Consider the following 22,970-nt stretch of genomic DNA (forward strand, 5'->3'; position numbering starts at 1 on the left):
GGAAACATGATTGCGAAAGGGAGAACCGATTTTCGGAAAATCATGCGCCGATATACAGCTAGGGCCAGGATGACCATTCAGCCAAAAATATCCTGATCCAGGATCAGGACTTCTTGGCGCCCAGATTGGGAAACATCTGCATGATGCCTCCGATGCAGGCGAGATAGAGGCCGGTGATCGTGATGCCGATCTTGGTGAAGTTGCTGACCTGCTCTCCCAGCACGCCAATCTTGTCATAGAAGGCGGCAAGTGCTGCCTGCGCCAGCGCCAGCGCGCCGAAGGCGCACCACAAAAGCGTCATAAAGAGATTGACCGGTCTCAGCCGCACGACACGCACCGGATGGATGAAGTTGATCGGCATGAAGGTCAAAATGCCGGCAACCACCACCACCGCGAAAGACACCCATTGCCCAGGCTCGATGACGAAGAGCGTGAACACCACCATGTTCCAGACGACGGGAAACCCTTTGAAGAAGTTCTCCTTCGTCTTCATGCCGGTGTCGGCATAGTAGATCGCGCTGGAGACCACGATGATGGCCGCCGACAGGAAGGACAGATTCTCGCCCATGAAGCCGCGCTGGTAGAGCGCGAAGGCCGGAATGAGCACGTAAGTGACGTAGTCGATAATGTTGTCGAGGAGCTCTCCCGACCATGTCGGCAGGATTTCCTTGACCTCGAGCTTCCTGGCGATCGGGCCGTCGATACCATCGACGAAAAGCGCCAGCCCCAGCCACCAGAACATCGCCGTCCAGCGTTGCTCGCTCGCTGCGACCAGCGACAGGAAGGCAAGGAACGATCCCGACGCGGTGAGCAGATGCACGGAGAACGCGCGCGCCTGCGGCCACGTCACCTTCTTCTTCGGCAATGGGATCCGTTGCGCAATCTTCTTGGCTGCCTTGCCGGCCCTTGTGTTCTTGCTCACGGTCCCCGCCAGTCCAGCTTGCAGATTTCGGCCGAGCGGCCGGCGAAATTCCAGTTGCGGCCGAAGGCGCGCATCTTGCTCTTGTCGGACTTCGCCACGATGATTTCCGGCGCGATCCAATATTCCGAATTGGCGATCACCGTATCTTTCTCACGGTCCTTGCCGGGAATGGGCGTCACTGCGCCGTCGATAACCTTGGGAATCTGGAAGACGCGCGTCTTGTCGTGCGTCTCGTAGGTGATCGGCACCTGCTCGACGCCGAGGAATTTCCCGACGAGGATCGACAACAGCGAGGTGGTGCCGCCGGCCTTGCCGGTGAAGATCTTGGTTAGCGCCTTCGCCGCATAGATCGAGGCGCGCTTGTCGATGAACAGGCCGGCCGTCCAGTTGCCGCGGCTCATATAGCCGGGAATTTCCATGATCAGGCCGAGATTGAGGCCCGACAATTCGACCTCGCCGAAATGGCCCGCATCGATGCGGAAGCCTGCCCATGTCTGGCAATAGCCCTCGGTTGGCGGATGGCTGCCAAGCGACAGCACGCAGGGACAGAAAACCGTGCAATTGCAGGAGAGTACCAGCTCCCCTTTCATTGCCCAGCTTTTGTCGGTCATCGAATTCTCCCTCACGCCGAAACTAATAGCAGGGCAGCCGCCCACACAAGCAGTATCGCACCGGCAACACGGCTGGCCACCCTGCCTGCGGTCTGTTTTTCGATCAGCGTGAACAGGCCGATCAGCGCCATCCAGAAGACGTTCATCGCCCCGACGGCAAACATCACCAGCATCAGCGCCCAGCAGCAACCGAGGCACCAGACGCCCTGTTCCAAGCCGAGCCGGAAGATGCGGCCTGGTTTCGCGCTCCACCTGGCGAACAGGATCGAGAACGGATTGCGGCACTTTTCCAGGCATGCCTGTTTCAGGCCGCTGAATTGATAGAGGCCGGCGACAAGCAGCGCGATAGCGCCGGCAAGCCCGACGGCGGGGTCGAGCATCCGGCCGGAACCGGCAAAGGCGTACACCGCGAGCGTCAGCACGCTGAAACCCACGGATGCGCCGAGCCATGTGGCGAGGTATCCGGCGACAAGCACCAGCGGATGAACGACCGGCTCTCCCTTGATCTTCGCAGTATCGGCGATTTCGCAATAGGTGCGGATCAGCGGCGCCGCCGAAGGCAGCATCGTCGCCACGGCCATCAGGAACCACATCAGCACAAGCGCCGGCGCTTGCAGGCCGGCCATGCCGGCAAGCGGCGCCGGCGCGAGGCAAAGAGCGAAGAACCGGTCGAGAAAATCCGGCAACGGCAGGCCCGGCAGATTTTTCAGCAGCATATCGCCGGGGGCGCCGACGGGGCTGCCTTCAGCGCCGCGTATCGCCATCGCGCCGAGAAGCAACCACGCAAGGGCGATGCCGATGCCGATCGTGAGCATGACTGCGAGGCGCGGGCTGCGCGCCACGCCAGCCGTGGCGCGGCCGGCGCGGTCGAGATGGCTGAAATCATGCTGCTCGCCGCTCATGGCAATCGAATGGGCTGAATCGCCGCGTTGATCAAGCCGGCCAATCTGCCCTATATCCGGACAAAGGCCCGACGGGTCGCCTCGCATTGTGGAAGCCTGGCGTGGAGCACAACGACAAAGCCCGCATCCTGGTTGCCGGCAGCGGTCCGGCCGGCTTGATCGCCGCGCTCGGCTTCGCCGAGGCCGGCTTCGAAGTGACGCTGGTCGGCCCTGAGGCCAACACCGCCGACGGCCGCACCACCGCCCTCATGAACCCCGCCCTGAAAGTCCTTGAACGACTGGGCATCCTTAGCGAACTGAGGCCGCAGGCCGCGGCGCTCAAGGTGATGCGCATCGTCGATGCCACAAGGCGGCTGATCCGAAGCCCAACCGTGACCTTTCGCGCCAGCGAGATCGGCGAGGAACAGTTCGGGCTCAATTTACCCAACAAGGCTCTCATCCCCATCCTTGCCAGGGCGGTTTCAGCTCATGGTCGTATTCATTGGCTGAAATCCACCGTCGAGTCCTGGAACCTGGACGCCGACCAGGCCCATGCAAGGCTGGCCGACGGCAGCGAACTCTCAGCATCGCTTGCTGTCGCGGCCGACGGACGCCTGTCGCTGGCGCGGGAAGCCGCCGGCATTCGCGCCTTCGCGCGTCCCTATCCGCAGTCGGCGCTTGTGCTCAATTTCGGCCACCGCAGCGAGCACGGCTTCGTTTCAACCGAGTTCCATACTGAGACAGGGCCGTTCACGCAGGTGCCGCTGCCCGGCAGGCGCTCGAGCCTTGTGTGGGTGGTGAGGCCGGAGACCGCGCGGGAGCTTGCCGCGCTCGACGATGCAACCTTGTCGGGGCGTATCGAGGAGCAGATGCAATCGATGCTTGGCCGGGTCTCTGTCGAGCCGGGCCGCCAGGTCTATCCTTTGTCGGCCGCCTCGCCCGGTCGCTTCGCGCAAAACCGCGTGGCCCTGGTCGGCGAGGCAGCGCATGTGTTTCCGCCGATCGGCGCGCAAGGTCTCAACCTCGGCATCAGGGACATCGACGATCTGATTGGAATCGCGAGTGAAAACGGCAATGATCCAGGATCGCGCCGAAGCCTTGCCGCCTATGACACGAGGCGCCGGCCTGACATTTGGGCGCGCAGCGGCGCCGTGAACCTGCTCAACATGTCGCTCTTGTCCGACATGCTGCCGGCGCAGCTGGCGCGCAGCGCCAGCCTTAGTGCGCTTGGCGGGTTCGCGCCGCTGCGCGCCTTCTTCATGCGCGAGGGGCTGCGGCCGGGCAGCGGCTTTCGCGCCATTGCCGGCGGCCTAAGAAAAGAAGTCGGCCGGTAGTATTCCAAGGCCGATGGTGCCGGAATTTTTTCGCTCAGGCGGAAAACTCCCGCTCGGGCTAACCCGTTGCTTCAGCCAAGATCAAGCAGTTGGCTATTGAACTGCGGCCGCGTCTGCGCCAAATAGGCACCAGCCGAAAGTCGGGGTCGATTTTTGGCCGGGTGATGTGTAAATTCAAGGCCTTAGGCGCCTTGCGCGCAGCCACGACAGGCGCCTCGGACCCTAAGTGGTGAATGTGATGAAAACGGCCAAATTCTCGATCGGGCAAGTGGTTCGCCACAGGCTGTTTCCATTCCGCGGCGTGATCTTTGATGTCGATCCCGAATTCGCCAACACAGAGGAATGGTACGAGGCTATTCCGGCCGACGTGCGTCCGCGCAAGGACCAGCCTTTCTACCATCTTCTGGCGGAAAATTCAGAGACTGAGTACATCGCCTATGTGTCCGAGCAGAACCTGCTCGAGGACCGGTCGGGCGAGCCGGTGCGGCATCCGCAGATCGGCGAGATGTTCGACAAGCTGCCGGACGGCCGATACGAGCCGAAGCGCCAGTCGAAGCACTGAAGCGCTAACGAACGTCGCCTAGGGTGCGGCGCGGGGCAAAAAAAGCGGGGCATTTGCCCCGCTTTTGTTTCCGAGAAACGCGCTTGCGCGATCAGTTTGCGGTCTTGGCCTTGTCCTGCTCGTCCTTGAGCTTCTTGGCGAAGTCCTGATTGTTCTTGGCGACGAAGTCCTGCAGCTTTTTCTGCCGGTCCTCGATGTCCGACTGCTGCAGCGGCGGGCCATCATAGGCGCCGCTGAAGCCGGTGAGCGCGATCTTGATCGGGTTCGGCTGGTTCTGGAAGTTGATCGAGGTGAGCGTGATGCCCTGCCCCTTCTTGAAGGACGCGACGAGCTGGTCGCTCAGCGGCACTTCCGCCACGCAACGATCCGGGAAGCAGATCACATAGTCCAGCTTCTGCGCCTTGCCGGCATCGATCTGCAGCGCAATTCCGGGAGGCACGAGGCGGCCGGTCGGCACCGTGACCTGGAAGACCTTGCGGTTCACCTTGCCCTTGAGCTCGATCAGGCTGACGCCGGTGACGAGCTGGCCGTTGCCGGCCGTGACGATGTTCTGCACATTGCAAATGTCAACGTCTTCCTGCTTGGTGCAGGCCTTGAACCAGCCCTGCGGGATCTGCGGCTGCTGTTGGGCCGAGGCGTTGAAAAGCCCGGCGCCCAGAACGCCGACCACGCCTGCGGCCAGCACCGAAAGGCGGTACGCGTTGATCGTCATATGGTGCACTTTCCTCTCAAATGATCCCGGGGACCGGCTTCTTCGTGCCGTGTGGTCCAGCTACCTGTTGCCCAAATGAGGCAACAGGATGACTTCGGAGCGCGTGTTACACTGCCAGCGACGTCGAATCCAGCCCGGTTTCCGCGATTTCTTCGCGGTTCGATGTCCAGGGCAAGCATCGATCGGCGCTGGAGCGGCGGAACCCGATTCCCATTGGCGCGCCGATTCAATCGGATAGCGAAATGCTCTAGGGTGCATGACGAATCACAAAGCCGTCCGGCAAGGAGACGGTCATGGACCGCGTTCTCGTCCGGCTGATCGCCGCGACCTCGTTTCTGGCTCTTTCGCTCCTTCCGGCACAGTCGGAGCCGAAGCACGGCCTAGCCATGCAAGGCGAGCCGGCGCTGCCGCCCGACTACCAGCATTTCGACTACGTCAATCCGGATGCGCCGAAAGGCGGCAGCGTTACCTATTGCGTCGTCGGCTCCTTCGACAATCTCAATCCCTTTATCCTGAAAAGCCTGCGCACCACGGCGCGCGGGATGATCGATACGGTTTACGGCAATCTCGTCTTCGAGCCGCTGATGCAGCGAAACTATGACGAGCCCTTCAGCCTCTACGGGCTGCTTGCCGATAGCGCCGATATGGACCCGGAGCGAAAGAGCATCGAGTTCCATCTGAACCCCAATGCAAAATGGTCGGACGGCCAGCCGGTGACGCCGGAGGACGTGCTGTTCACCTACGACGTCTTCGCCGCAAAGGGCCGCCCGCCCTACAGCGACCGCATGAGCATGATCGCCAAGCTGGAGAAGACCGACGAGCACAGCGTGAAGTTCACCTTCAACGACAAGGCCAATCGCGAATTCCCGCTGATCGTCGCGCTGACGCCGATCGTCCCCAAGCACGCCTTCGACAAGGACACGTTCGACAAGACCACGCTGAAGCCGCTGATCGGCAGCGGCCCCTACACCGTGGATAAGGTGCTGCCGGGGCAGCGTATCGTCTTCAAGCGGAATCCGGATTACTGGGGCAAAGACATTCCGTCGAAGCGCGGCTTCGACAATTTCGATCAGGTCACCATTGAGTATTTTCTCAACGCCAACGCCAAGACGGAAGCGTTCAAGAAAGGAATTTGCGCTCTCGATGACGAGACCGATCCGGTCAAGCGTGAGCGCGACATCGACTTTCCAGCCTTCCGAAAGGGGGATGTGAGGGAAGAGTATTTCAACACCGGCATTCCTCCGGTTGTGACCGGCTTTTTGTTCAACACCCGGCTGCCCAAATTCGCCGATCCCGTCGTCCGCCGCGCGCTCGGCATGCTCTACGATTTCGAATGGACGAACAAGAATCTGTTCGGCGGCAAGTTCAACCGCACCATGAGCTATTGGCAGAATTCCGAGCTTTCGGCGCTCGGCCACCCTGCCGACGATCGCGAAAAGGCGCTGCTTGCGCCCTACCCCGGCCGCGTGCCGCCGGACGTGATGGACGGCACCTGGCGCCCACCCGTGACGGATGGTTCAGGCCAGGACCGCAAGGTGCTCAAAACCGCCTTCGAATTGCTGAAGAGCGCCGGCTTCCACGTGCAGGACGGCAAGATGCTCGACGCGCAAGGAAACCCGTTCGGCTTCGAGATCCTGACCTCGTCGCAGGACGAAGAGCGGCTGGCGGCCGTCTATCAGCGCACACTGGAAAAGATCGGTATCGACGTCGGCATCCGCACCCTCGACGGCGACCAGATCCAGTCGCGCAAGCAGCGTTTCGACTTCGAGGTTCTGATCGGGACGAGCGGCTTCAGCAATTCGCTGTCGCCCGGCAGCGAGCAGGTCGGCCGCTGGGGATCGGTCGCCGCGAAAACGGAAGGATCGTTCAACCTCGCCGGCGTCGCCGATCCGGCGATCGACGCCGCCATCGACGCGATGCTGAACGCCCGCACCAAAGAAGACTATGTCGCCGCGGTGCGCGTGCTCGACCGGCTGCTGATCTCAGGCAGCTACATGGTGCCGATGCAGTACAACACGCAGCAATGGGTCGCTTACTGGAGCTATCTGGAACATCCGCAAAAGACCCCCATATTCGGCTATCAGCTGCCGACCTGGTGGCGAAAGCCCAACTGAGGCAGGCCCGACCGGCAGAGACCAAACAGGAGACGAGCATGAGCGCCAAGAACACCATCACCGTCGATGTTGTGTCCGATGTCGTCTGCCCCTGGTGCTTCATCGGCCAGAAGCGGCTGGACAAGGCCATCGCTTCTGCAAGCGACATCGACGTGCGCGTGCGCTGGCGGCCATTCCAGCTCGATCCGACCATCCCGCCCGCCGGCATGGACCGCCGCCAATATATGCTCGGCAAGTTCGGCAGCGAGGAGCGCATCCATCAGATCCACGCGCGCATCGAGCCGCTCGGCGAAGCCGAGGGCATCAGCTTTGCCTTTGGCGCCATCAAGGTCGCGCCGAACACCCTCGACGCGCACCGCGTCATCCGCTGGGCGGGCGCAGCCGGCGAAGACGTGCAGAATCGGCTGGTGCGCCGCCTCTTCCAGCTGAATTTCGAGGAAGGCGTGAACATCGGCGACCATGCCGTGTTGGTTACGGCCGCCGGCGAGGCCGGCATGGATGCGTCGGTGGTCGAGACGCTACTGCCGACCGACGCCGACGTTGAGGCCGTCCGCAACGAGATCGCCACCGCTTCGCGCATGGGCATCACCGGCGTGCCCTGCTTCCTGCTCGAAGGCAAATACGCCGTGATGGGCGCGCAGGATGCTGACACGCTTGCCGACGCCATCCGCCAAGTGGCCCAGGCCAAGGCGCGCGGCGAGCTCGAAACCGCGAACTGAATGTTCCGTCAGCGCGATCCGTAGCCGCCGACCTGACCGCCGCGCGCTTTCCTGAAAATTGTCCTCCTGTTTCGCGGTCGCCTTGGCTTTGCTCAGGAAGAAGCTGTTGCCGTAGCCAAGCTTGGTCAGCTCGCCGCAACAGCCCTGATCGCCGGGAGGGCCATGTCCGTTTCGGCAGCGGCGAGATCGCCCTCGACAGATACGACGCTGCCGACAAGACCATTTCCGGCCATTTTCAGCGCCTCCGGAAAGGACGAATCAGGTAAACCCTGAGTAGCTCACGGGCGGCAAATTTTCGGTCATTCCGGTCACCGCCAGTAGTCATCGCGGCCTGCGGACACCTCTTTTTCATTCACAAACCCGTGTTTTCCACTTCCCTTAGGGAAGGTTGCCGCCGGCTGGCAAAAACAGCTCTAGCAAACTGAAATACAAGATGAAATCGCCACGAGTAGCGATCGCCCGGCGCAGCCTTTCTGTTGCCCTGATGCCACGGCGAGTAACCCTGTTCACATTCGTTGGCAGAAAATTAATGGAAAATGATCAATTGGTGTTACCCTGTGTAACAAAACTAAGAAAGGTTTGGGCGGGATCGTGACTGGGGTCGGTAGACCGCAACGAACAGTACCGGAGCAAACATCCAACGAGGCGAAGACCTCGTCGCTGACGCCGGTATCGTCGATGCGCACCTTCTGGGGGCTGATGCGAGCCTACTGGTTCTCCGACCGGTGGAAGGAAGCCTGGACCCTCACATTCGTCATCGCGCTGCTGACGGCTTTGTCCAGCAAGGCTGGCGTCTGGTTCGCCTTGGCACTGGGCGAGTTGGGCAATTCGATCGCCTTCCTCCACGACGCCGCCAACACCCACCCGTTGCAGACCATTCTGACCAATGCCGGCATATTGGTGCTGCTGGTCGTGCTGAAGGATGCCGGCTTCACCGGCGTGCGCAATCTCGTTTCAACGACCTTGCACCGCAAATGGCGGGGCTGGCTGAACAGCCAGTTCAACCAGGCGCTGCTCGACGGCAACCATACCCATTTTCATGCGCAGCACGGCTCGGCGGCCGGCGGCATCGTCGCTCCGGACAACATCGACCAGCGCATCCAGGAATCGATCAAGGACATGACCGGCGGCGCCATCGGGCTTGCCATGGGCGTGCTGGGTGTCGCGACTTCGCTCTATTTCATCGGCGAAAACCTGATCGGGTCCTCGGTCGAGGTCAAGGGCCTGGAATTCCTCGGCGGCTACGGCACCGCGGTGCTGGCTTTCCTCGCCGTCGCCATCTACGTGCCGCTGAACACCTGGATCGCCGTCAAGCTCGGGCGGCTGCTCGAGCGGCTCAACGTGCGCATGCAGCAGGCCGAGGGCAGCTACCGCAGCGAACTGACGACGTTCCTGCGCCGCAGCTTCCACGTCGCCGCCTCGCATGGCGAGGGCGTGCAAAAGTCGATGCATGACAGGCTCTATGTCGACATCGACAAAACGTGGGGGCGGCTCAATATCGTCAACACCAGCTACACCTCGTTCGAGCTGATCTACAATTTCGTCGGCGCCCGTATCGTTGCCTACGCCCCGGGCCTCGTGTCGTTCATCCATAACCGTCTCGACTACAAAGGCTACATCACCGGCTCCGAAATGGTCGCCCAGTTGATCAGCCAGTGCTCGTGGTTCATCCATGTGATGCCGGCGATCGCGACGCTCAGGGCCAACAGCCAGCGCGTCACCGAGCTCGCCGACGCCATCGAGAACGTTCAGCACCCGCGCGAATTCTATCAGCAGACCGGCCGCTCCGACTTCGGCTACGCCACCCAGAACCCGGTGTTCGGCCTGACCATCCAGAAGCTCGAGCTGGCGCATCAGGGCGAGGACGCGACGCCTTTCCTCAGCGCCGCCAATCTGCGCTTCCGCCGCGGCGAATGGACCTTCCTCAAGGGCGAATCCGGCTGCGGCAAGACTTCGCTGATCAAGGCTATCAACGGCCTGTGGCCATATGGCCGCGGCACCATCGTCTTCCCGGAGGGCGTGACGAGCTTCTACGCCGCTCAGGAGGTAAAGCTGCAGCAGGTCTCGCTGAAGCAGCTCGTCTGCCTGCCGGGTTCAGAGAGCGATCACAGCGACACGCAGGTTGCCGCGGCCCTGCACAAGGCCGGCCTCGGCGACTTCATCGGGCAGCTGGCCGACGAGAGCCGCGAGGGCAAGATCTGGGACCAGGTGCTTTCGGGCGGCCAGAAGCAGAAGCTGGTGGTCGCGCGCATCATCCTGCAGCAGCCGGGACTTCTATTCCTCGACGAAGCGACCGGCGCACTCGATCCCGAAGGTAAGATCGCCTTCCACCAGGCGATCAAGGACAATTGCCCGAACGTCACCGTGATCAGCGTCATGCACGAGGCGGTGGCGCCGCGCTCGCTGTCCGGTGAGGAGTTCTACCACAGCGTGGTTTCGATTGCCGACGGCGTGGCCACCAAGAAGCCGCTTGCGCCCAGCCTGCCGCGCGAGCTCACCACCATTCTCGCCCAGCCTCGGCCGGTCGAGGAAAAGTGGCTGCGCTTCCGCCGGCTGAAGCAGAAATAGCAGTCCTACCAAGCCCTTGACCGGCGACCGTAGCCCCGCTTGGTCTGTCTTCGATCACAGTCTCGCGATCCGGCCTGCCCGCGTCCCTTTTCGGCGCCCTTCGCGATTGACTCGGCAAAAACCGCTCCTATGTTGCGCCCGCTCGCCAAATTCAAACTCGAACCCCGCGAGCAGAAAGGTCAACCCGCCATGCCTGGCGACAGTCACAGTCGAACGCAACCGCCGTCCGCCCTGACGTGACCTGACGGCTCACGTCCTGCCGGACGGCAAGGAGTGAGCCATGAACGAATTCGCACCCGTACTGGACGACGAAGCGGTTGCCGTCGCCCGTGTTCTTGCCAACGATCACGTCGCCGACGTCGTTGAAGCCCTCAACCACGAAACCCGCGAGACAGCCATCGAGCTTCTCTGCGCCGTGCCGTTCGAGCGGCTGGTTGAGATTTTCGACCAGCCTGAGCTCGAAGCAGCACCCGAGCTTGCCGAGGCCCTGCCGCGCCCGAAGGCGAGCAAGCTCCTGACTGCCATGTCGGTCGACCGCGCCGCCGACATCCTGCGCGAGCTGGACGAGCCGGCCCGCTCGGAGTTGCTCGGCGCCTTGGCGCCGCCGCTGCGCGCGACGCTGCTGTCCATTCTGGGATATCCGGAAGGCAGCGCCGCCTCGATCATGACGACGGAATTCGTCAGCGTGCCTTCCGACTGGACCGTTGGGCGCACGCTCGACTACATCCGCAAGGTCGAGCGCAGCCGCGAAACCATCTACGCCATCTACATCGTCGACCCGGAGACGCATCTTTTACTGCGGGCGACCGGATTGCGCCGGCTGATCACCGGCAATCCGGAGGATTCGATCCTGTCGGTGGCGCCCGATCGCATGCCGGTGACGGTAACGCCGCTCACCGATCGCGAGACCCTGGCGCAGACAATCTCCAAATACGACCTGCTCGCCTTGCCGGTCGTCGACCACGGCAAGCTCCTCGGCATCGTCACCATCGACGACATCATCGACACGATGATCGAGGAGACGACCGAGGATGTGCACCGTTTCGGCGGCATGGAGGCGCTGGACGAGCCCTATATGAAGATGAGCTTCCTCGCCATGATCCAGAAGCGGGCCGGCTGGCTTTGCGCGCTGTTCCTCAGCGAGATGCTGACGGCCAACGCCATGCAGAGCTACGAAGGCGAGCTGGAGAAGGCGATCGTGCTGACGCTGTTTATCCCGCTGATCATGAGCTCCGGCGGCAACTCCGGCTCGCAGGCGACCTCGCTCGTCATTCGCGCGCTGGCGTTGCGCGAGATCGGGCTGCGCGACTGGTGGCGAGTGGCCTTGCGCGAGCTGCCGACCGGTCTGGTGCTCGGCTCGATCCTCGGCATCGTCGGCATCTGCCGCATCGCGCTCTGGCAGTATTTCGGCTTCTACGACTACGGCCCGCACTGGATGCTGATCGCGGCGACGGTAGGAGCGGCGCTTGTCGGCATCGTCACCTTCGGCTCGCTGTCGGGATCGATGCTGCCCTTCGCGCTGAAGCGCATCGGCTTCGACCCGGCGAGCGCCTCGGCGCCGTTCGTTGCCACGCTGGTCGATGTCACCGGGCTGGTCATCTACTTCTCGGTGGCGCTGATGATCCTGCGCGGCACGCTTTTGTAGAAGCGTCTTGACGGTCACCGGCATCGCCGGCGGCCGTCGCAATCCCACGATCCGGTCAGACCCGTTCGCCGTTCTTCACGCGATAGGTCGGCTTGTACATCGTCACCAGCTCCTCGGCCGCGGTCGGATGCACGGCCATGGTGCGGTCGAAGTCCTCCTTGGTCAGGCCAGCCTTCAGCGGAATGCCGAGAAGCTGCGCCATCTCGCCGGCATCGGGGCCCAGAATATGGGCGCCGATCACCTTCCTGGATGCGCCGTCGACCACCAGCTTGATCAGCATCTTCTCGTCGCGGCCGGACAGCGTGTGGCGCATCGGACGGAAGGATGCGCGGTAGATCTCGACATCCGCATAGCGCTCGATTGCGTCGTCTTCCGACAGGCCGACAGTGCCGATTTCCGGCTGCGAGAATACAGCCGTCGGAATGGTGTCGTGGTCCGGCGCTGTCGGGTTGTCCTTGAAGGCCGTCTCGACGAAGCACATCGCCTCGTGAATCGCCACTGGCGTGAGTTGCACGCGATGCGTGACGTCGCCGATCGCCCAGATGTTATCGACATTGGTGCGCGAATATTTGTCCACGACGATCGCGCCCGTCTTGCCGAGTTCGACGCCGACGCCTTCCAGGCCCATATTCTCGGTATTGGGGATACGTCCGATCGCCAGCATCACCTGGTCGACCGTCAGCGTTTGGCCGGAAGACAGCAGCACGTCCAGCCTGCCCTCCGGTGTCTTGCGCACCGATTCCGAAACCGCATGGCAAAGAATCCTGATGCCTTTCCTCTCCATTGTCTCGTGCAGCGAGCGGCGCAGATCCATGTCGAAGCGGCTCAGAATCTCCTGGCCGCGATAGACCAGCGTGGTGTCGACGCCCAGACCGTGGAAGATGTTGGCGAATTCGATGGCGATGTAGCCGCCGCCCTCGATCATGATCGCCTTCGGCAGCTCCTTGAGATCGAAGGCCTCGTTGGAGAAGATGCAATATTCATGGCCTGGCAGCGCCGGATGCGGCGCCGGACGCCCGCCTGTGGCGATCAGGATCTGGTCGGCGCTGACCGTGCGGTCCTCGGCAACCAGATAGATGCTGTGCGTGTCGACGAGCACTGCGCGTGAATGAAAGGTCTCGCCGCCGGAGCCTTCGACATTCTTCTTGTAGATCGCTTCGAGCCGCGCGATCTCCTTGTCCTTGTTGGCGACCAGCGTCGGCCAGTCGAAGCTCGCCTCGGGCACCGTCCAACCATAGCCGGCGGCGTCGGCGAAATGCTCGGGAAATTGCGAAGCATAGACATAGAGCTTCTTCGGCACGCAGCCGCGAATGACGCAGGTGCCGCCGAAGCGGTATTCCTCAGCGATGGCCACACGCTTGCCGAGAGCCGCCGCCACCCGGGCCGCCCTTACCCCGCCGGAGCCGCCGCCGATGACGAACAGATCATAGTCATAAGCGGCCATCGCTTGGGCTCCTGCGAATGAGAAAGACGGGGGTCAGAGGTAGGCTGCCAAGCGGCAAAAGAAAAGCCCGGGCAAACCCGGGCTTTGTGGTCCGGCCGCTGTCGGCGGATTGACAGCGATCAGTTCTGCGAATCGTCAGCCGGAGCCGAATTGTCCGCCGGAGCGGAACCATCGGCAGGTGCGGCGGCCGGAGCCGGCGCTGCCGGCGCCTTGGCCTTGGCGGCGGCCGCAAGCGTCTCACCGACCTGCTGGGCGAGATCGCGGGCAACGCCATTTTGCCAGATGTCGGCAGCCTTGACGAGGTCGCGCGTCACCGCGGGGCCGCTATCCAGCAGCTTCTTGCCGGCCTCGGAGCTGTAGAAGGCGGCGATATCGTTGAGGTCCTTCTCGGAGAACACCTTGGCATAGGCCATGGCCGCCTCCTTTTCCAGGTCGGCGCGCCGCGAGGCCATGCCAAGCGCCTTCTCGGTCACGGTCTTGCCGATCAGTTCCTGCATGTCGGGGTTTTTCTGGATGAGCTGCGACTCCAGCGCGCCGGCCGCCTGCGGCAGGATGTTGTCGAACGAGTCCGTGGCATGGATCGCCGCGACAGCCGCGCGCGCGGCCTTCAGATGCGATTCGCTGATGTCCTGAGCAAACACCGGTGACGACAGCGCAAGGACGGCCGAGGCCGCCAGAAGCGTCGAAAAGCGGCGAACTCGTTTAGGCAAAATCATAGTCGGTAGAACTCCCTGGTTTCAGGCTGCATGGACGGTTTCGATACCGTCGCCGCCGGCGATGATGGCCGTTGACGCCAGCCCGATGAATAGACCGTGCTCGACTACGCCTGGAATGGCGAAGAGAGCATTCGACAGCGCTCTTGTATCCGGAATGCGGCCAAAAGATGCATCGAGGATAAAGTGGCCGCCGTCTGTAACAAATGGGTGGCTTCCCGTCATCCTCAATGTAAGCGGGCCGGAAAGGCCTAGCCCTGCCGCGGCGGCGCGTACCGCGATCTCGGTGGCGCGCAGGCCGAATTTGTTGACCTCGATCGGCAGCGGGAACCGGCCGAGGGTTCCGACCATCTTGGATTTGTCGGCAATCACGATCATGCGCTCGGACGCCGCCGCGACGATCTTCTCGCGCAGCAGCGCGCCGCCGCCGCCCTTGATCAGGGTCAGCTCCGGGTCGACCTCGTCGGCGCCGTCGATGGTGAGGTCGAGCTCGGGTGTTTCTTCCAGTGTAGACAGCGGCACGCCGAGCTCGCGGCAGAGTGCTGCGGTGCGCTCGGAAGTCGGCACGCCAATGACCTTGAGGCCGGTCGCAACCTTCTCGGCCAGCAGCCGCACGAATTCTTCCGCCGTGGTGCCGGTGCCGATGCCAAGCCGCATGCCGCTGCCGACATGGGCGAGCGCTGCCCGCGCGGCCTCGACCTTCAACTGCCTTGCATCCATGGGGAGCCCCGATTTCGCCGGTTTCGCGCGCCTCCTAGCATTTTTGCCTGTCCCGTCAAAGGCTCGCCCTCAAAGGCTCTGTGGACCGATCGAGGCTTCTTGCTTGAACTTGGGCCAGCCTGTATCGGCTGCGGCAACGCAATTGCCGCAGGATCCACCCATGACTCGCCCGATCATCGTCTTCGACCTGGATGGAACGCTGATCGACACCGCGCCCGACCTGCTCGACAGCCTCAACCACAGCCTGGCGGCGAGCGACCTCGCCGCTGTCGACGAAGCCGGCTTCAGACGCTTCGTCGGCCATGGCGGCCGCGTCATGATCGAACGCGCGCATGCTGCGCAGAACAAGGCGCTGATGGCGGAGGAGCACGACCGGCTGCTGAAGCTGTTCCTCGACCATTACACGTTGAACATTCCCGGCAAGTCGCGCCCCTATCCCGGCGTCGTCGCCGCGCTCGACCGTTTCCAGGCTGCCGGCTATCTGATGGCGGTCTGCACCAACAAATACGAAGCCAATTCCGCGACGCTGATCGGCGCGCTGGGCTTGTCGAACTACTTTGCCGCGATCTGCGGCCAGGACACTTTCGCCTTCCGCAAACCCGATCCGCGCCATCTCACCGAGACGATCCGGCTGGCGGGCGGCGATGCGGAGAACGCCTTGATGATCGGCGATTCGCAGACCGACATCGACACTGCCAAGGCAGCCGGCATTCCGGTGGTCGCGGTCGATTTCGGCTACACCGACCGCCATGTGCGCGAATTCGAGCCAACTCTGGTGATCTCGCATTTCGACACGCTGACGCCGCAACTGGCCGAGCGGTTGATCGCGGCGGCACGCTGAGCGGGACTCGGATCGGACGGCTGACAAACCGGAAACTGGTCCGAGCGAGAAGCTTGGCACATCGCCTTGACTTCGCGCACCCGCCTACCTTATATCGCGGCTCGCTTCGGCCTTCGGGCCCAAGGCGGGCGATTAGCTCAGCGGGAGAGCACACCCTTCACACGGGTGGGGTCGCAGGTTCAATCCCTGCATCGCCCACCATTTCCCTTGGTTTTCCACAGTTCTTATGACGACCTCCGCGCAAATGCGCGTAGGGAATGGAGCTTATGCGGCTCGAATTGGGCACAGTCGGTTTCGGGGGATGCCGCCCGGTGCCGTCCGAGCGCATCAAGAGGAGATTGCGGGGGAAACGTCAGCGACATGGGGGATATCGCTATCTCGCGCCGTGAATTCGTACCTGGCCTCGAAGCAGCTCGCGGCGTCGCCGCGCTGATGGTCGCGCTCTTTCATTGCGGTCAGGCGACATATTATGATGCGACGCGGCAAGCGGTCTCTTTGGTGCAGGGCTCGCATCGAAGCCAAAGCTACCTTGATGCGGCTTTCCGCATAGCCGGGAACGGCCACGGCGCCGTCGTATTTTTTTTGTCCTGAGCGGCTTCGTTCTCATGATGATGCTCAGTCGGCAGACGGATGACCTCAAGGCCAGCGCCGGCCCATTTTTCATAGGACGCGTTCTGCGCATCTACCCTGCCATCTTTTCAACCATCGCGATCTTCGTCGGACTGTTTCTGCTGACCGGCATGTCGCTTGGGCCGGCCGAGGTCTATACGACCAGGAATGTGATGGCCAATGCGCTGTTGCTACGTACCGACATCAACGGCGTGATGTGGTCGCTCCAAACCGAAATGATCGCGGCCCCACTGATTTTTTTGCTCTATTGGTCCTGGCGGCGATGGGGCGCTGTCGCTCTGGTTCTGCCCGCCCTCATCTTGCTCGGCCTGTCATTCAGCGGGCAGTGGTCTGGAACGCCCGGAAAGGGCGTTTCGTTAGGGAACCTCTACTCCTTCGTGTCCGGAATGATCGCTTGTGCCTATGGAAGGAAGATAGTCGCTCGCCTTCCTCGTCCGGCCCTGTCGCTCGCCCTCGCGGTCGCCGGGTTCGCACTCTCGCGCCCCTTGCTTGGATGGTGGTCCAACTGGTCCGTGATTTTCGAGACGGCTTTCGCGGATTTTATCTCGGCGTTGATCGCCTATGGCGTTCCGTTGCGGAAAGGTCGTCTGATGGCTGTGGCCAGGTATTTCGGCCGCATCTCTTTCAGCTTCTACTTGTTGCACCCATTGGTGCTGATCGCTCTTTGGAACATGCCTGAGCTACTCGCAAAGGCCGTCAATGCAGGAGTTTCTCCCATCACACTGGCACTCGCCTCGTTTGCCTTTTCGGTCCTCGTCATCACTCCGCTGGCTCACATGCAGCATACGGCAGTCGAACGTCCAGGCGTTCGATTGGGCCACGCAATGGCATGGCGCCTCCGCTCGAAGCTTCAGCCCGCCGCCGTCCAGCGTGGGTGAACACAGAAGGTCTCAGATTCAATCCACGCACCGTCTATTCGACCTGCTTGGATGGCCCGACAACCGGATTCTAGATCAGCCCTCGCCTCACATTCATGCGCGTCACGGCGGTCACCAGAACGGCGCCGGTCATAAAATAGAGCGTGGCGATGATGTGGCCTTGATGGAAATGCAGCCCGGCAAACAGCAGGGCCGTGACCACGGCAAGGAAGGCGATGACGCGCGAGAATTGATCGGGCATGGGGCGACCTTGTGCAATGTGTTGAGTGGCCGCCCTCATTCAGCCGCTCGCTCCATAAATCGGTTTTCGATTTTTCGCAATCGGCTTTGAGGCCGGACTGATCGGCGCCTGCCGCGCGGCGGCGTTCCGGTGGTCCTAAACCAGATCCACTTCCACCCACAGTCCGCCCGGCCCGCGTGCCGCATCGCGTGGCGCGCTGCGCACCGCCTGGACCGAGCCGGACGGCGCGGCAAAAGCCGGCTTTCCGTTCTTGTCCGCCAGCCATGGATCATCGGCGCGGATGACGCGGCCCTTGGTCTTTGTCTCGAGCGCGGTCAGGACGCCGTCATAGGGCATCTCGCCCCAGTGCACTTTCACCGCGTCGACCTTGTTGGTGGGGATAAAGGCCGACAGGTCGCTGCTCATCAGCAGATCGAAACCCTGTTTCTGCGGCGTGGCGTTCTGGCTGCCGTGATGCGCGACCTTGAGATAGACGGTGCGCGCCAGAAGATCGGCCGATGTGACGGTGCCCTGCCCGACCGGCCATTTCAGGTCCTTCCAGCTCAGCCAGTTGCCGATCTGGGCGTCGCCCGGGAACAGCAGCACCCGGCCGCTGTCGATGAACTCGAAGGCAAGCACCAGGCTGGTGTTGTTGACGCCGCGGTCGAGCTGCAAGGCCAGGTCGGCGGCGATCCCCATCCAGTCGGCGTCGATGCGCCGCCAGGACTGGTCGCGGTCTTCCATGGATGCCGCGGCCGAGACCGGCCCAGAATAATGCTTGCGCACATAGGCGGCGATGTCGATGGCCGGATCGCTGCCCTTGTCGCCGGCGAGCGCCGCGGAGAGCGGCGTGCCGACATTGCGCTCGAACGGACTGAGCTCGTCGACGTAACCGGCATCGGCCGCCTCGTTGATCTTGAGGCCGCTCGTCAGCGCCCGCGCGTACGGACCGCCGCTGGCCAGCGGAAACATCTCGCTCGCCTTTTCCTCGAGGCGAAGCGCCGCCTTGTCGCGCGGCGGACCGAGCACATAGACGCGCAGGTTTGGCAATGCGTCGATCGTCACAGGCGGCCCGCCAGGCTCGAAATAGGTCGGCGACGGTTTTTGCGACAGTTTTGCCGCCGCGTCGCGGGCCGAGCGCACCCGCTCGCCTGCGGCGCCGAACTGGAAGCCGAGCACCGATTGCAGGCCGTCGCGGATGCCGGCCATGTAAGAACTGAGCCCCTGCATCCCGTCGAGCTTCTGGCCCACGCCTTGCAAGGCCGCCAGCGCCTGGCCCTTGAACTTGTCGAGCTCCGCGGCCTCCGCGTCGGCAGGATTTTCGGTCCAGGCCATCCAGACGTCGCCGACGACAAAATCCTTGAAAAGGTCCTTGGCGGTCAGGAAGCCGGAAACATGATCCCAGTGTTCGTGCGTGACGACGAGGATGTCGATCTTGCCGCCGGTCTCCTTCTTGAGGTCGGCGACGATGTCGGAGACCAGCGCCGAGCCACTCTTGATCGAGACATGAATGCCGCAATCGATGAGAATGCGGAACGGCTTACCGTCCGGCTTCTTGAACGTCAGCAAGTGGCAGTCGCCGATGCCCTGGCAGTAATGCCTGACGGTGATGCCCGATGCCGGCGTCGCCGCGGGAGCCGATTTTGCCGGCCTTGTTCTTGCCGCCGTTTTTCTAGACATGGTCGTCGTCTCCGTCGCTGGCATGCAACAACGCAAAAGGCTCCGATACTTCGCCGCCGAAATAGAGCGCTCGCAGCGGCGAGAGATAGTTGGCCGCCATCGTCCCGGCCTGACGCTTCTGCCGGTCCGCGCTGCCGGTGTTCTTGATGATCGAGTAGCGGATTTCCTCGAAGCGCTCGCGCGGATCAATGATGATCGTGGCGCCGCCGCGGAACCAGAAGAAGCCTTCGCCCTTGGCCATGCCTTGCGGCATCGCCGTGCCGTCCAGCGCAACCGGAATGCGCTGCTGGATCACGGCCACCACCTCGACGCGGAACGAGCCGTCCGGCTCGACGCGTCGCGTCGGGCGCACGCTGTAGATGTCGAAGGTCGTCTCGCCTTTCTTCGGCGGGTGCATGACCGTGCCGTCGTCATTGTAGCGCGGCAGATCGGGCATCAGGCCGAACTGCTTGTAGAGGTCCGGATCGGAGGCGAAGGCCTTGTGCATCGCCTTCCACAGCGCATAACGGTTCTTGTCGTTGAGCGCGAAGATCTCGGCCCGCTTCAATTTCTGGTTCCAGCCGAGGTCGATCTTGCCGAGCAGGCCTTTCAGCCAGACCGGCGACGGATCCTCCGGCGCGCTCCAGGCGAGCGTCTCCTCCGAGATGGTGCGAACGTCGCGCGGCAACAGCTTCCACTTGCGGAACGATTCCAGGAAGGCGAGGCGATAGTGCAGCGGATCGTCCGGGTAGGCGTCGCGGTCGGCGGTGATCAGCGCGCGCAGATATTCGCCGAAAGTGATGTCGACGGAAGGGCAATAGTCGAGCGCGCGGATGCACATCGTCAGCATCTGCGTGGCGGTCTTGGCAACCTCGTCGGTGAGGCGCTCGACCAGGCTCGGATGCAAGGTGCCCGCCGGCAGGATGCCGGAGCCGCCAGTGGCAAGCTGGATCAGGTCGTCCGTCCGCCGGTCGGCGATGGCCAGAAAAGCCTGGTAGACAGCGAAAACCAGGATCGAGCCTCGGTCATGCGCCTCGAAGGTTTTGTCGTAGTCGAGCTCGGCCATGCCGGCGCCGCCATATTCACGCAATGGCCCGGCCCTGCCGCTGCCTTCGCCGAACTGCTTGGCGATGCCCGAGAGCAGCGAAGCGGCCGACAATTCGCCCCTCGCCTTGCCGATCTCGAAGCCGACGAGCTCCTTCAACGTAAAATGCTGGAACAGCGCGACGATGTCTGCGAAGGCCTCGTGGAAGGCCGGCACATCCGGGTTGGACGCTTCCTGGAAGCGACGATGCAGCCCGTCGAGCAGCGCATGCGACATCTCATGCGCGACGATGTCGCTGGACAAGCACGAGAACACCGTCGTTCCGGGCGTGGTGACATCGCCCTGATTGCTGGTCGCCGGGAAATAGCCGAACAGCAGCGCCTTCTTTTCCGGGCTGTAATAGGCATTCTCGGCGCGCAACGCATGCGGATAAATGCGCAGGCGCGGCACGTAATGCGCCTTCACCGTCATATCGCCGGTGCGGCCGGGAGCCGCTGCGTAATGCGGCGCCCACAACGCCCGACGGCCGAGAGCGCGCTCGAAATGGCCGATCGTGGTCATGGCCACCGCGTAGACCATCTGCTGGTGGAATTTCGGATTGCCCTCCGAAGGCGGCAGGCCGTCCTGCGCCAGCAGCACCTTGTCGTTGAGGTCGACCGGATCGTAGACGCGGTCGGACGCGGGGTCGACATCGACCACCTCGAGATATTCGCCGATCGGACCGGGCAGCAACGGCCTGTCGGTCGCAGGCTCGTCGTCCCACGGCACCGAAAGCGTCGCCTGGTAGACCGAAACCGAATCCAGCCGTTTCGCCACCGACGGGTCGAGCGCGTAGATGCGCAGGCGCCGTTGCGGCGGCGGCAGCGGCCGCGGCTTGCGCCTAATGGCCGGTGCCGGGCCCATGACTGGCGCCGGAACCGCTACGCTGGCGCCTGGCCGGCCCAGCCATCCTTCCAGAAAGGCCTTCAACGGCTTCGACGGATTGCCCTGGTCGAGCGCCGCCTCCAGGTAGCGGTTGCGCGCCGCGGCCGAAACCTTGTCCGGATCGCCATCCGGGTCGGCGATCGCCTGGTCGACTGCCGCCGTGGTTTGCGCCATCTGCATCAGTTCCAGCGCGAACATCGTTCGCTGCCGAAGCGTCGCCGGTGGTGGCGCCGCCAACGAATTCCCTCCGGTCAAAAGGTCCAGCCAGCTCCACGTATAGGTGGCTCGAGCGAGCTTGGTCAGGCTGTTTGCCGCCGGCGGAGGGAAGCCCAGCGCATCGAAGGCCCGCAAGACGCCCTGCCCGATCTTCTCCTTCGTCTCCGCCGCATTCATCTTGGCGGTCGACTTCAAGGCTTTCGCGAAGAAGGCCTTGCGTACGGCTTCGACACGCATCCAGGGCTGAGGGTAATTCTTCACCACGTCCCAGTGCTCGGCGAGCCAGAGAGCGGCCGCGGCCGCGACCTGCGGGGTCGCGGCGGAGGTGCCGCTGCCGTCCATGTCGACCACCTTGCGACAATCGATCTCGGCCCAGGGCACATTCGGCGTGTAGGCGCCGAGCGCCGTATCCATTTTCGAAGGCGGCCCGTAATTGCCCTGCATGGTGCCGAAGGAGAGTCCGGCATAGGCGCGCCCGTCGCCCATCACGCCGCAGGCCGCAAGCACCCGATTGTAGCGCGCGGGATAGACGATGCTGCGCGGCGTGATGGTGAAATTGTTGCCGGCCGCCGTGACCATGACCACACCGTGGTCGTAGGCAAGGTTGACGGCGTCGACCAGCGCCTGCGAGGCGAGGCCGCCCATGCTCATCGACAACACTTGCGCGCCCTGCTTGCGTGCATAGTCGATGCCTTGCACCATGGTGCCGGTGGTCAGCCGCACCACCCAGTCGGCGATGCGCACCGGCAGGATTTTCGCCAGTGGCGCACCGCCGACGAAATCGTTGAAGCCCGGCCAGTGCGGCGAGGAGCCGTCGAGCTTGTTGCCGGCAAGCAGGCTGAGCGTGCCGGTTCCATGGCCGCGATTGCTGGTCAGCGTGCCGGCCGGAGCGTGGTCGGTCGCGTTGTTCGGACCCGTCCCGTCGTCGACGAAATTGCGCTGCTGCGCTGTAAGAAGCGCGGCGGGAATGGTCTGATGGCCCGGATCGAAACCGGTATCGAGATGGGCGATGGTGATGTTGGCCTGCTTGGCGCCTACCTTCTCGCGCGCCGCCGCGAACTGGCTGAAGTCCGGCGCGGCATTCCAGGCGATGCGCCCCGCGACCACCGCCTGTCCGCCCTGCGGGTCCTGATCGTCGAATGCACAGACCGGAGCTGCGCTTGCCGCCATGCCGCGATCGCCGCCGCTGTCCTTATAATCCCACTGCTGCACGATATCGGGCTCGATTGCGAGCACCTCGGCTCCCGCGGCCGCCAGCGCCGGGTTCCGGGCGACAAGATCGTGGGCATGGTCCCAGGGGTTGTCTGTATCGGCGGCGTCCGTGGCCAACCGCAACCAGGTGGCGCCGCGATCCCCGGCCGCGGCCGTGCCGGCACTTGCGTCGGCAGGCAGAGAGAGGATCGGCTCGGCTTCGATGCCGCCAATCCGGGGCGGCCCGCCTCGGACCGAGAGCCCCGCGCCGTCGCCGCGAACCTTTACAAGGAGTCCCTTCGTGGCTGCCATGGCCTGCCCCTCCCCAAAATGAACCATGAGGCCGACCGTCACCTGCAGTCAAGACAAGGTTCCAGCCATACTTCGGTTGATCTCTTTGCCGACTAGGCAATCGTGCCGG

The 22,970-nt window shown here is 63.1% G+C and carries 19 protein-coding genes and 1 tRNA gene; 10 read left to right on the top strand and 10 right to left on the bottom strand.

The features are described from left to right. Positions 1–103 precede the first annotated feature (103 nt). Genes pcsA through LB526_RS15525 form a run of 3 tightly spaced genes read right to left on the bottom strand, consistent with a single transcriptional unit; the run spans position 104 to position 2,435 of the window. Positions 104–922, bottom strand: coding sequence for a phosphatidylcholine synthase (gene pcsA / locus LB526_RS15515; protein ID WP_181174816.1), 819 nt, complete (start codon positions 920–922; stop codon positions 104–106). Then, positions 919–1,533, bottom strand: coding sequence for a DUF1326 domain-containing protein (locus tag LB526_RS15520; protein ID WP_224607782.1), 615 nt, complete (start codon positions 1,531–1,533; stop codon positions 919–921). The genes pcsA and LB526_RS15520 overlap by 4 nt, the downstream gene beginning before the upstream one ends. 11 nt (positions 1,534–1,544) lie before the next feature. Further along, complete coding sequence (locus LB526_RS15525; RefSeq protein WP_224628264.1) at positions 1,545–2,435, bottom strand: DUF2182 domain-containing protein; 891 nt, start codon at positions 2,433–2,435, stop codon at positions 1,545–1,547. Positions 2,436–2,536: 101 nt separating this feature from the next. Here LB526_RS15525 and LB526_RS15530 point away from each other — a divergent pair, with 101 nt between their 5' ends. Together LB526_RS15530 and hspQ are read left to right on the top strand one after the other, a co-directional pair. Beyond that, positions 2,537–3,748 (top strand): UbiH/UbiF family hydroxylase, encoded by a 1,212-nt coding sequence (locus tag LB526_RS15530; RefSeq protein ID WP_224628265.1) that lies wholly within the window; start codon positions 2,537–2,539, stop codon positions 3,746–3,748. Between the two features lie 238 nt (positions 3,749–3,986). Then, the gene (gene hspQ, locus LB526_RS15535; RefSeq protein ID WP_040983419.1) at positions 3,987–4,310 is read left to right on the top strand and encodes a heat shock protein HspQ; all 324 of its coding nucleotides are present in this window, start codon (positions 3,987–3,989) and stop codon (positions 4,308–4,310) included. Positions 4,311–4,401: 91 nt separating this feature from the next. Here hspQ and LB526_RS15540 read toward each other — a convergent pair whose 3' ends face one another. Next, the gene (locus LB526_RS15540) at positions 4,402–5,022 is read right to left on the bottom strand and encodes an invasion associated locus B family protein (protein ID WP_224628266.1); all 621 of its coding nucleotides are present in this window, start codon (positions 5,020–5,022) and stop codon (positions 4,402–4,404) included. Between the two features lie 293 nt (positions 5,023–5,315). Here LB526_RS15540 and LB526_RS15545 point away from each other — a divergent pair, with 293 nt between their 5' ends. The 4 genes from LB526_RS15545 (at position 5,316) to mgtE (ending at position 12,068) form a co-directional block, all read left to right on the top strand. After that, entirely contained in the window at positions 5,316–7,136 is a 1,821-nt protein-coding gene (locus LB526_RS15545) for an extracellular solute-binding protein (protein WP_224628267.1), read from the top strand. A 38-nt stretch (positions 7,137–7,174) separates the two neighbouring features. Then, positions 7,175–7,855: a DsbA family oxidoreductase gene (locus LB526_RS15550; protein WP_140843327.1), complete on the top strand. Its 681-nt coding sequence runs from the start codon at positions 7,175–7,177 to the stop codon at positions 7,853–7,855. A gap of 678 nt (positions 7,856–8,533) precedes the next feature. Then, positions 8,534–10,423, top strand: coding sequence for an ABC transporter ATP-binding protein/permease (locus LB526_RS15555; protein ID WP_176476918.1), 1,890 nt, complete (start codon positions 8,534–8,536; stop codon positions 10,421–10,423). Positions 10,424–10,703: 280 nt separating this feature from the next. Then, complete coding sequence (gene mgtE / locus LB526_RS15560; protein WP_224628268.1) at positions 10,704–12,068, top strand: magnesium transporter; 1,365 nt, start codon at positions 10,704–10,706, stop codon at positions 12,066–12,068. A 55-nt stretch (positions 12,069–12,123) separates the two neighbouring features. On the opposite strand, the gene gor is transcribed toward mgtE, so the two are convergent. The 3 genes from gor to rpiA all read right to left on the bottom strand — a co-directional run bounded on the left by gor (position 12,124) and on the right by rpiA (position 14,945). Further along, positions 12,124–13,512 (bottom strand): glutathione-disulfide reductase, encoded by a 1,389-nt coding sequence (gene gor, locus LB526_RS15565; protein WP_224628269.1) that lies wholly within the window; start codon positions 13,510–13,512, stop codon positions 12,124–12,126. A 119-nt stretch (positions 13,513–13,631) separates the two neighbouring features. Beyond that, a complete protein-coding gene (locus LB526_RS15570) occupies positions 13,632–14,228 on the bottom strand; it encodes a DUF2059 domain-containing protein (protein WP_224628270.1) in 597 nt (198 codons plus the stop codon). 21 nt (positions 14,229–14,249) lie between these two features. Continuing rightward, positions 14,250–14,945, bottom strand: a complete 696-nt coding sequence (gene rpiA, locus LB526_RS15575; RefSeq protein WP_224628271.1) for a ribose-5-phosphate isomerase RpiA — start codon at positions 14,943–14,945, stop codon at positions 14,250–14,252. A 160-nt stretch (positions 14,946–15,105) separates the two neighbouring features. Here rpiA and LB526_RS15580 point away from each other — a divergent pair, with 160 nt between their 5' ends. The 4 genes from LB526_RS15580 to LB526_RS15595 all read left to right on the top strand — a co-directional run bounded on the left by LB526_RS15580 (position 15,106) and on the right by LB526_RS15595 (position 17,294). Continuing rightward, positions 15,106–15,786 (top strand): phosphoglycolate phosphatase, encoded by a 681-nt coding sequence (locus tag LB526_RS15580; protein WP_224532291.1) that lies wholly within the window; start codon positions 15,106–15,108, stop codon positions 15,784–15,786. A gap of 126 nt (positions 15,787–15,912) precedes the next feature. After that, positions 15,913–15,987 (top strand) — tRNA-Val (locus tag LB526_RS15585). Between the two features lie 159 nt (positions 15,988–16,146). Beyond that, on the top strand, positions 16,147–16,377 hold the full coding sequence (locus LB526_RS15590; protein ID WP_224628272.1) for a hypothetical protein: 231 nt from the start codon (positions 16,147–16,149) through the stop codon (positions 16,375–16,377). Between the two features lie 14 nt (positions 16,378–16,391). Further along, positions 16,392–17,294, top strand: coding sequence for an acyltransferase family protein (locus LB526_RS15595; protein ID WP_263483280.1), 903 nt, complete (start codon positions 16,392–16,394; stop codon positions 17,292–17,294). A 70-nt stretch (positions 17,295–17,364) separates the two neighbouring features. Here the strand turns inward: LB526_RS15595 and LB526_RS15600 are convergent, their stop codons facing one another. From LB526_RS15600 to LB526_RS15610, 3 genes are all read right to left on the bottom strand, one after another. Next, complete coding sequence (locus LB526_RS15600; protein WP_224510045.1) at positions 17,365–17,535, bottom strand: hypothetical protein; 171 nt, start codon at positions 17,533–17,535, stop codon at positions 17,365–17,367. Positions 17,536–17,670: 135 nt separating this feature from the next. After that, complete coding sequence (locus tag LB526_RS15605; RefSeq protein WP_224628274.1) at positions 17,671–19,194, bottom strand: MBL fold metallo-hydrolase; 1,524 nt, start codon at positions 19,192–19,194, stop codon at positions 17,671–17,673. Continuing rightward, the gene (locus tag LB526_RS15610; RefSeq protein ID WP_224628275.1) at positions 19,187–22,861 is read right to left on the bottom strand and encodes a S8 family serine peptidase; all 3,675 of its coding nucleotides are present in this window, start codon (positions 22,859–22,861) and stop codon (positions 19,187–19,189) included. Before LB526_RS15610 ends, LB526_RS15605 begins: the two co-directional genes overlap by 8 nt. Between the last annotated feature and the right edge of the window lie 109 nt (positions 22,862–22,970).

This window comes from Mesorhizobium sp. CA6 (genome assembly GCF_020165035.1).
Taxonomy (GTDB): Bacteria; Pseudomonadota; Alphaproteobacteria; order Rhizobiales; family Rhizobiaceae; genus Mesorhizobium.